This is a genomic window from uncultured Clostridium sp., assembly GCF_937920395.1.
Lineage (GTDB): Bacteria > Bacillota > Clostridia > Clostridiales > Clostridiaceae > Clostridium_AD.
Map to the genome: position 1 here is coordinate 1 of NZ_CALEVF010000263.1, position 6,313 is coordinate 6,313.

Below are 6,313 nucleotides of genomic sequence, written 5' to 3' on the forward strand. Positions count from 1 at the left end.
ATGCCGTTATCTTAAAATAAGTTATAAATATGGGTGGTACCGCGACGGACTCTTCGCCCCAAGTGAAGATGTCTGTTTTTTTGTACCCTTTTTTTATTCCATTTTATCGAAATATTCCGATAATTATACTTTTAGAATGTTTTGAATATAAATAATAAATTACTACTTAAAGAAATTTTAAAATTATATGAAGGAGGTTTCAAATTAATATGGGGATGACTATGACGCAAAAGATACTAGCATCACACGCTGGCATACAAAAGGTAACCGCTGGACAATTAATTATGGCAAATCTTGATTTAGTATTAGGTAATGATATAACAACACCGGTCGCAATAAATGAGCTTAATAAAATGGGTGTTAATGAAGTTTTCGATAAAAAGAAAATTGCAATAGTTCCAGACCATTTTGCTCCAAATAAAGATATAAAATCTGCCGAGCAATGCAAGTGCACCCGTGAATTTGTATATGAAAAAGGAATTGAAAACTACTTTGAGGTAGGACAAATGGGTATAGAACATGCATTATTGCCAGAAAAAGGGCTTGTAGTTAGTGGAGATGTTGTAATCGGGGCGGATTCTCACACTTGTACTTATGGTGCTTTAGGTGCTTTTTCAACTGGAGTTGGATCAACCGATATGGCAGCAGGAATGGCAAGTGGAAAATGTTGGTTTAAAATTCCAGAGGCAATACAATTCGTTTTAACTGGCAAAATGCAGAAATGGGTTTGTGGTAAAGATGTAATTCTTCATATTATTGGAATGATTGGAGTAGATGGTGCACTATATCAATCAATGGAATATACAGGATCTGGAGTTGCTAACCTGTCTATGGATGACAGATTTACAATTTCTAATATGGCCATAGAAGCAGGTGCCAAAAATGGGATATTTGAAGTTGATGATACAACCCTAGAATATATAAAAGAACATTCAACTAGAGTTCCAATAACATTTAAGGCTGATACTGATGCAACATATTCTAGAATTATAAAGATTGATTTAAGTACTATAAGACCAACAATAGCTTTCCCTCACCTTCCAGATAATACTAGAACTATTGATGAAGTTGGTCAAGTTAAAATTGATCAAGTAGTTATTGGCTCTTGTACTAACGGAAGAATAGAAGACCTTAGGATGGCAGCAAGTATCTTAAAAGGTAAAAAAGTTGATCCTAAAATAAGAACATTAATCTTTCCCGCTACTCAAAAAATATTTCTTCAGGCTCTTCGCGAAGGTTTAATTGAAATATTTATAGAAGCTGGCGTTGCAGTAAGTACTCCAACATGTGGCCCTTGCCTAGGTGGATATATGGGAGTACTTGCAAATGGAGAGCGAGCTCTTTCTACTACAAACAGAAATTTTGTTGGCAGAATGGGTCATCCTGGAAGTGAAGTATATCTTTGTAGTCCAGCAATAGCTGCAGCATCAGCAATAACCGGAAAAATTTCATCCCCAGAGGAGGTAATGTAATGTTTAAAGGAAAAGCTATAAAATATGGTGACAATGTAGATACAGATGTTATAATTCCCGCAAGATATCTTAATACCTCTGATGCATTGGAGCTTGCATCACATTGCATGGAAGATATAGATAAAGATTTTTCTAGTAAAGTTAAAGATGGTGACATAATTGTTGCTGGTAAAAACTTCGGTTGTGGTTCTTCAAGGGAGCATGCTCCTCTTGCTATAAAGACTTCAGGAATCAGTTGTATAATTGCTGAAAACTTTGCAAGAATATTCTTTCGAAATTCAATTAATATTGGTTTACCAATACTCGAATGCTTTGAGGCTGCAAAGGATATTGAAGAGGGAAATGAAATAACAGTAGATGTTATTACTGGAATTATAACTAATAGCACAAAAGGTAAAACTTACCTAGCAACACCTTTCCCAGAATTTATGCAAGATATCATAGCATCTGAGGGACTTATTAATTATCTTAAAGAAAGGACTGACGTTAAATGAAAAAAATAGCTGTAATTCGTGGAGATGGAATTGGACCAGAGATTGTTGATGGTGCAATTAAGGTATTAGATGTAATATCCAAAAAATATAATACGACCTTTGTTTATACAGATCTTTTAATGGGTGGGATAGCAATCGATAAGACTGGAGCTCCTCTTCCAAAGGAAACCCTAGACACATGTAAACATAGTGATGCAGTTTTACTTGGCTCTGTTGGGGGTCCTAAGTGGGATAAGCTACCTGGTGATCAAAGACCAGAAGCTGGACTTCTTGGAATTAGAAAAGGACTTGAGGTTTTTGCAAACTTAAGACCTGCTATTCTTTTTCCACAATTAAAAGAAGCTTCAGCTCTTAAACAAGAAATTCTCAAAGGTAACATTGACATTATGGTTATACGTGAATTAACAGGCGGTATATATTTTGGTGAAAAATCTAGAATAGACCTACCCGGTGGTGGACAAAAGGCATGTGATACAATGACTTACTCAACTTATGAAATAGAGAGAATAGCCCGTGTTGGTTTCGAAACCGCTATTAAAAGAAGTAAAAAACTTACATTAGTTGATAAAGCAAATGTGCTTGAAAGCTCAAGACTATGGAGAGAAATTGTTCTAAAAATGTCTTCAGATTACCCAGATGTAACTCTTGAGGTACAGTTAGTTGATAGTTGTGCAATGCAGCTTATAAAAAATCCTGGACAATTTGATACAATTTTAACTGAAAATATGTTCGGTGATATCCTAAGTGATGAGGCTTCTATGCTTACTGGGTCGCTTGGAATGTTACCTTCTGCAAGTTTAGGCAATGGCACTCTTGGTATATATGAACCAATACATGGCTCAGCACCAGACATTGCGGGACGTGACATAGTTAATCCAATCGCAACTATAATGAGTGCTGCAATGATGCTTCGATATAGCTTTAATATGGAAACTGCTGCAAAAGATATTGAAGATGCAGTATCTAAAGTTTTAGATAATAAATATAGAACAATTGACATTATGGGCGTAGGCATGAAATGTGTTGGAACTATAGAAATGTCAAAACTTATTGCAAATGAAATAAAATAGACATATTTAATTTTAATATTCTAAAGGGGATGTTTAAATTGTCATATAAAAAATATAAACCTTATGGTTGTGTAAACATTAAAAATCGTCAGTGGCCCAATAAACTAATAGAAAAGGCACCAACTTGGTGTAGCGTTGATTTAAGAGATGGAAATCAATCTCTTCCTGTTCCAATGAACGTTGATGAAAAAGTTAAATTATTCAAACTACTTTTGGATATCGGCTTTAAAGAAATAGAAGTAGGTTTCCCTTCTGCATCAAATACTGAATATCAATTTTTAAGAAAACTTATTGAAGATAATCTTATTCCGGGTGATGTAACTATTCAAGTTTTAACGCAATCCAGAGAACATTTAATTAAGAAAACTTTTGAAGCTCTAAAAGGAGCAAAAAAAGCGATTGTACATCTTTATAATTCAACTTCAGTTATACAACGGAGAGTCGTTTTTCATAAAAGCAAACAAGAAATTATTGATATTGGAGTAATGGGTGCAAAACTTCTAATGAAATACAAAGATAAATACCCAGAAACAGATTTTTCTTTTGAATATTCTCCTGAAAGCTTTACTGGAACAGAGCTTGAATACTCACTTCAAATTTGCGAAGCTATGTTAGACATCTTAAAACCAACACCATCAAAAAAAGTTATTTTAAATTTACCTTCAACAGTTGAAATGGCAACTCCTAATATTTATGCAGATCAAATAGAATGGTTTTGCAAGAATGTTAAAAATAGAGAAAACATTATTATAAGTCTTCATACTCATAATGACAGGGGTACTTGTACTGCTGCTTCCGAGCTTGGTATTCTTGCAGGCGCTGACAGAATTGAAGGTACGCTTTTTGGTAATGGTGAACGAACTGGAAATCTTGATATTATGACTATGGCTTTAAACATGCATGTTCAAGGAATAGATTCTAAATTAGATTTTTCTAACCTTTATGAAATTGTAGACATATATGAATTATGCACTAAAATGAAAGTACATGAACGTCACCCGTATGCTGGTAAGCTTGTATACACAGCATTTTCTGGATCACACCAAGATGCAATCAAAAAAGGACTCAAAGCTCTTAAAGATGAAAATAATAAATTTTGGGAAGTTCCATATCTTCCAATTGACCCACATGATGTTGGAAGAGATTATGAGGAAGTTATTCGTATTAACAGTCAATCAGGTAAAGGCGGTGCTGCCTTTATAATGGAAAATGAATTTGGCTTTATTTTACCAAAGGCTATGCAAGTTGATTTTGGTAATCTAGTAAAAAATAAGACAGACCTACTTGGCACGGAACTATTAGGAAATCAAATTTATGATTTATTTGAAAAAGAATACTTAAACTTAAAATCTCCAAATTTATTAAAAAATTATACTATTCAATCAGTACAAAATGTTGAAACAGATGAAAATATAGTAAACATTAATGCTCTAATTTCAGTAAGTGGAAAAGAAATGAATATTTCCGGCACAGGCAATGGCCCAGTAGATGCATTCTTCAACGCTCTACATCAATCAAATATTAATGGTTATAACTTTATATCTTATGATGAACATGCTCTAGGTAGTGGCTCAAACTCAAAAGCTGCTACTTATATACAGATAGAATACAATGACAAAAGATATTTTGGAGTTGGTGTTTCTGCAAATATTGATACAGCTTCATTAAATGCTTTATTTAGTGCCATTAATAGAAAAGGTTAATAACATTATTCCTTATGCAATAACAAAGTGAGCTTGAGTATTTCACTCAAGCTCACTTTGTTATTATTTTTTAATATACTCTTTGAAATTTTCTAAACCTCGTTTATCAAATGCACTCACTTTAAAAATTTTCTCTACACCTGCATTTAATAAAAATTCTTCTGCTATTTTTATCTTGTTTTCATCAAGGCATAAATCAACTTTAGTTATAATCCCAATAACAGGTTTTGCAAATCTACTAGCAAAACTTGGTGGGAACACACTGTTTTCCTCCATACAATCCTGAACCATAGCAACTACATCGCTATCTACAGATGTAATTATAAGTGCATTATAAAAAAATCTGCTTTCAATATACTCACCAGGAGTATCTATAATACTATCAATAATTTCAACTGTCTGTGTCTTTTTATAAAAAAGATTTCTTTCATACAATGCTTGAGTAAGTGTGGTCTTTCCACAATTTGTTTTTCCAATTAACATTAGCTTTTTCATATACCCCTCCTAAGATTTAGTTATACTACACTCAGCAAAATTAAGAACACTCGCAAGAAGTTTTAAAACCTGCGTAAGTGCTGACTCTACGCTACCTACATCCCCAATTATAATAACCGTTCCACTAAATCTATCTACAAAACCAATTGTTACATCAGCTGCCTTTGTTGCAACATCGGCGGCTATAATAGCAGCCTCTCCAGGCGTTATTGTAAGTATTCCAAGGGCGCCCATATTATCTGCAATAAGCCCTAATTTTTTATATAAATCTTTGCTTGGGTTTGCAATTAAATGGGCTAATGTAACTTGCTTTCCCGGAACATATTCCTGTATTACCCTTTGTTTATCTTGCATAATATTCTCACCTCCTTGTTAATTATTGTAATAAACTTGATAAAATAGATCTATTATTTCTTCTGTCTTTGGCACCCTTGGATTGGTTTGCGTACATCTATCCTCTAAGGCAATACTCGCCATTTCGCTTACTTCCATTTTAAAATCTTCTTCCTTTATCCCGTTTTCTTTTAATGACGCAGGAATATTTAATTCCTTTAGAATCATATTTATCGCTATTATTAAGCTTTTTACTCCTTGGTAAACATTTGATGCTGGTAGTCCTAATAGTTTAGCTATTTCTGAATATCTTTTAGCAGCATATGTATACTCGCTTGAATTAAAATCTTTTATATCTGCATTAAATTCTATTACATATGGAAGTAATATAGCATTAGCTCTTCCATGAGATATATGAAATTTCGCACCTATGGTATGTGCCATTCCATGATTTAATCCTAATGATGCATTATTAAATGCTATCCCAGCAATACAAGAAGCATTGTGCATTTTCGTTCTTGCTTCTAAATCATTACCATCTCTATATGCATTTATTAAATTTTGAAAAACTAATTTTATAGATTTTTCAGCTAATGCATCTGTATAATCGGTTGCCCTAGTTGACACAAATGCTTCTATATCGTGAGTTAATACATCCATTCCTGTATCAGCGGTTATAAAATTAGGTACCGTACTAACAAGTTCTGCAACTAATATAGCCTCATCCGGTTGTAACTCATCTGATA

Annotated in this window: 7 protein-coding genes; 4 read left to right on the forward strand and 3 right to left on the reverse strand. The window is 33.5% G+C overall.

All coding sequences use genetic code 11. The annotated features are described in order from the left end of the window. Positions 1 to 209 precede the first annotated feature (209 nt). Genes leuC through leuA form a run of 4 tightly spaced genes read left to right on the forward strand, consistent with a single transcriptional unit; the run spans position 210 to position 4,739 of the window. The gene (gene leuC, locus Q0649_RS16910; RefSeq protein ID WP_298844757.1) at positions 210 to 1,472 is read left to right on the forward strand and encodes a 3-isopropylmalate dehydratase large subunit; all 1,263 of its coding nucleotides are present in this window, start codon (positions 210 to 212) and stop codon (positions 1,470 to 1,472) included. Beyond that, positions 1,472 to 1,966 (forward strand): 3-isopropylmalate dehydratase small subunit, encoded by a 495-nt coding sequence (gene leuD / locus Q0649_RS16915; RefSeq protein ID WP_298844761.1) that lies wholly within the window; start codon positions 1,472 to 1,474, stop codon positions 1,964 to 1,966. The genes leuC and leuD overlap by 1 nt, the downstream gene beginning before the upstream one ends. Beyond that, positions 1,963 to 3,036, forward strand: coding sequence for a 3-isopropylmalate dehydrogenase (gene leuB / locus Q0649_RS16920; RefSeq protein ID WP_298844764.1), 1,074 nt, complete (start codon positions 1,963 to 1,965; stop codon positions 3,034 to 3,036). Before leuD ends, leuB begins: the two co-directional genes overlap by 4 nt. Before the next feature lie 29 nt (positions 3,037 to 3,065). Continuing rightward, complete coding sequence (leuA, locus tag Q0649_RS16925; RefSeq protein ID WP_298844767.1) at positions 3,066 to 4,739, forward strand: 2-isopropylmalate synthase; 1,674 nt, start codon at positions 3,066 to 3,068, stop codon at positions 4,737 to 4,739. Positions 4,740 to 4,802: 63 nt separating this feature from the next. Here the strand turns inward: leuA and Q0649_RS16930 are convergent, their stop codons facing one another. The 3 genes from Q0649_RS16930 to Q0649_RS16940 form a co-directional block, all read right to left on the reverse strand. Next, a complete protein-coding gene (locus Q0649_RS16930; protein WP_298844771.1) occupies positions 4,803 to 5,234 on the reverse strand; it encodes a EutP/PduV family microcompartment system protein in 432 nt (143 codons plus the stop codon). A gap of 9 nt (positions 5,235 to 5,243) precedes the next feature. After that, positions 5,244 to 5,588 (reverse strand): BMC domain-containing protein, encoded by a 345-nt coding sequence (eutS, locus tag Q0649_RS16935; protein ID WP_298844774.1) that lies wholly within the window; start codon positions 5,586 to 5,588, stop codon positions 5,244 to 5,246. Between the two features lie 18 nt (positions 5,589 to 5,606). Next, positions 5,607 to 6,313, reverse strand: a 707-nt coding sequence (locus Q0649_RS16940) for an iron-containing alcohol dehydrogenase (RefSeq protein ID WP_298844777.1), incomplete at its 5' end; no start/stop codon positions are given.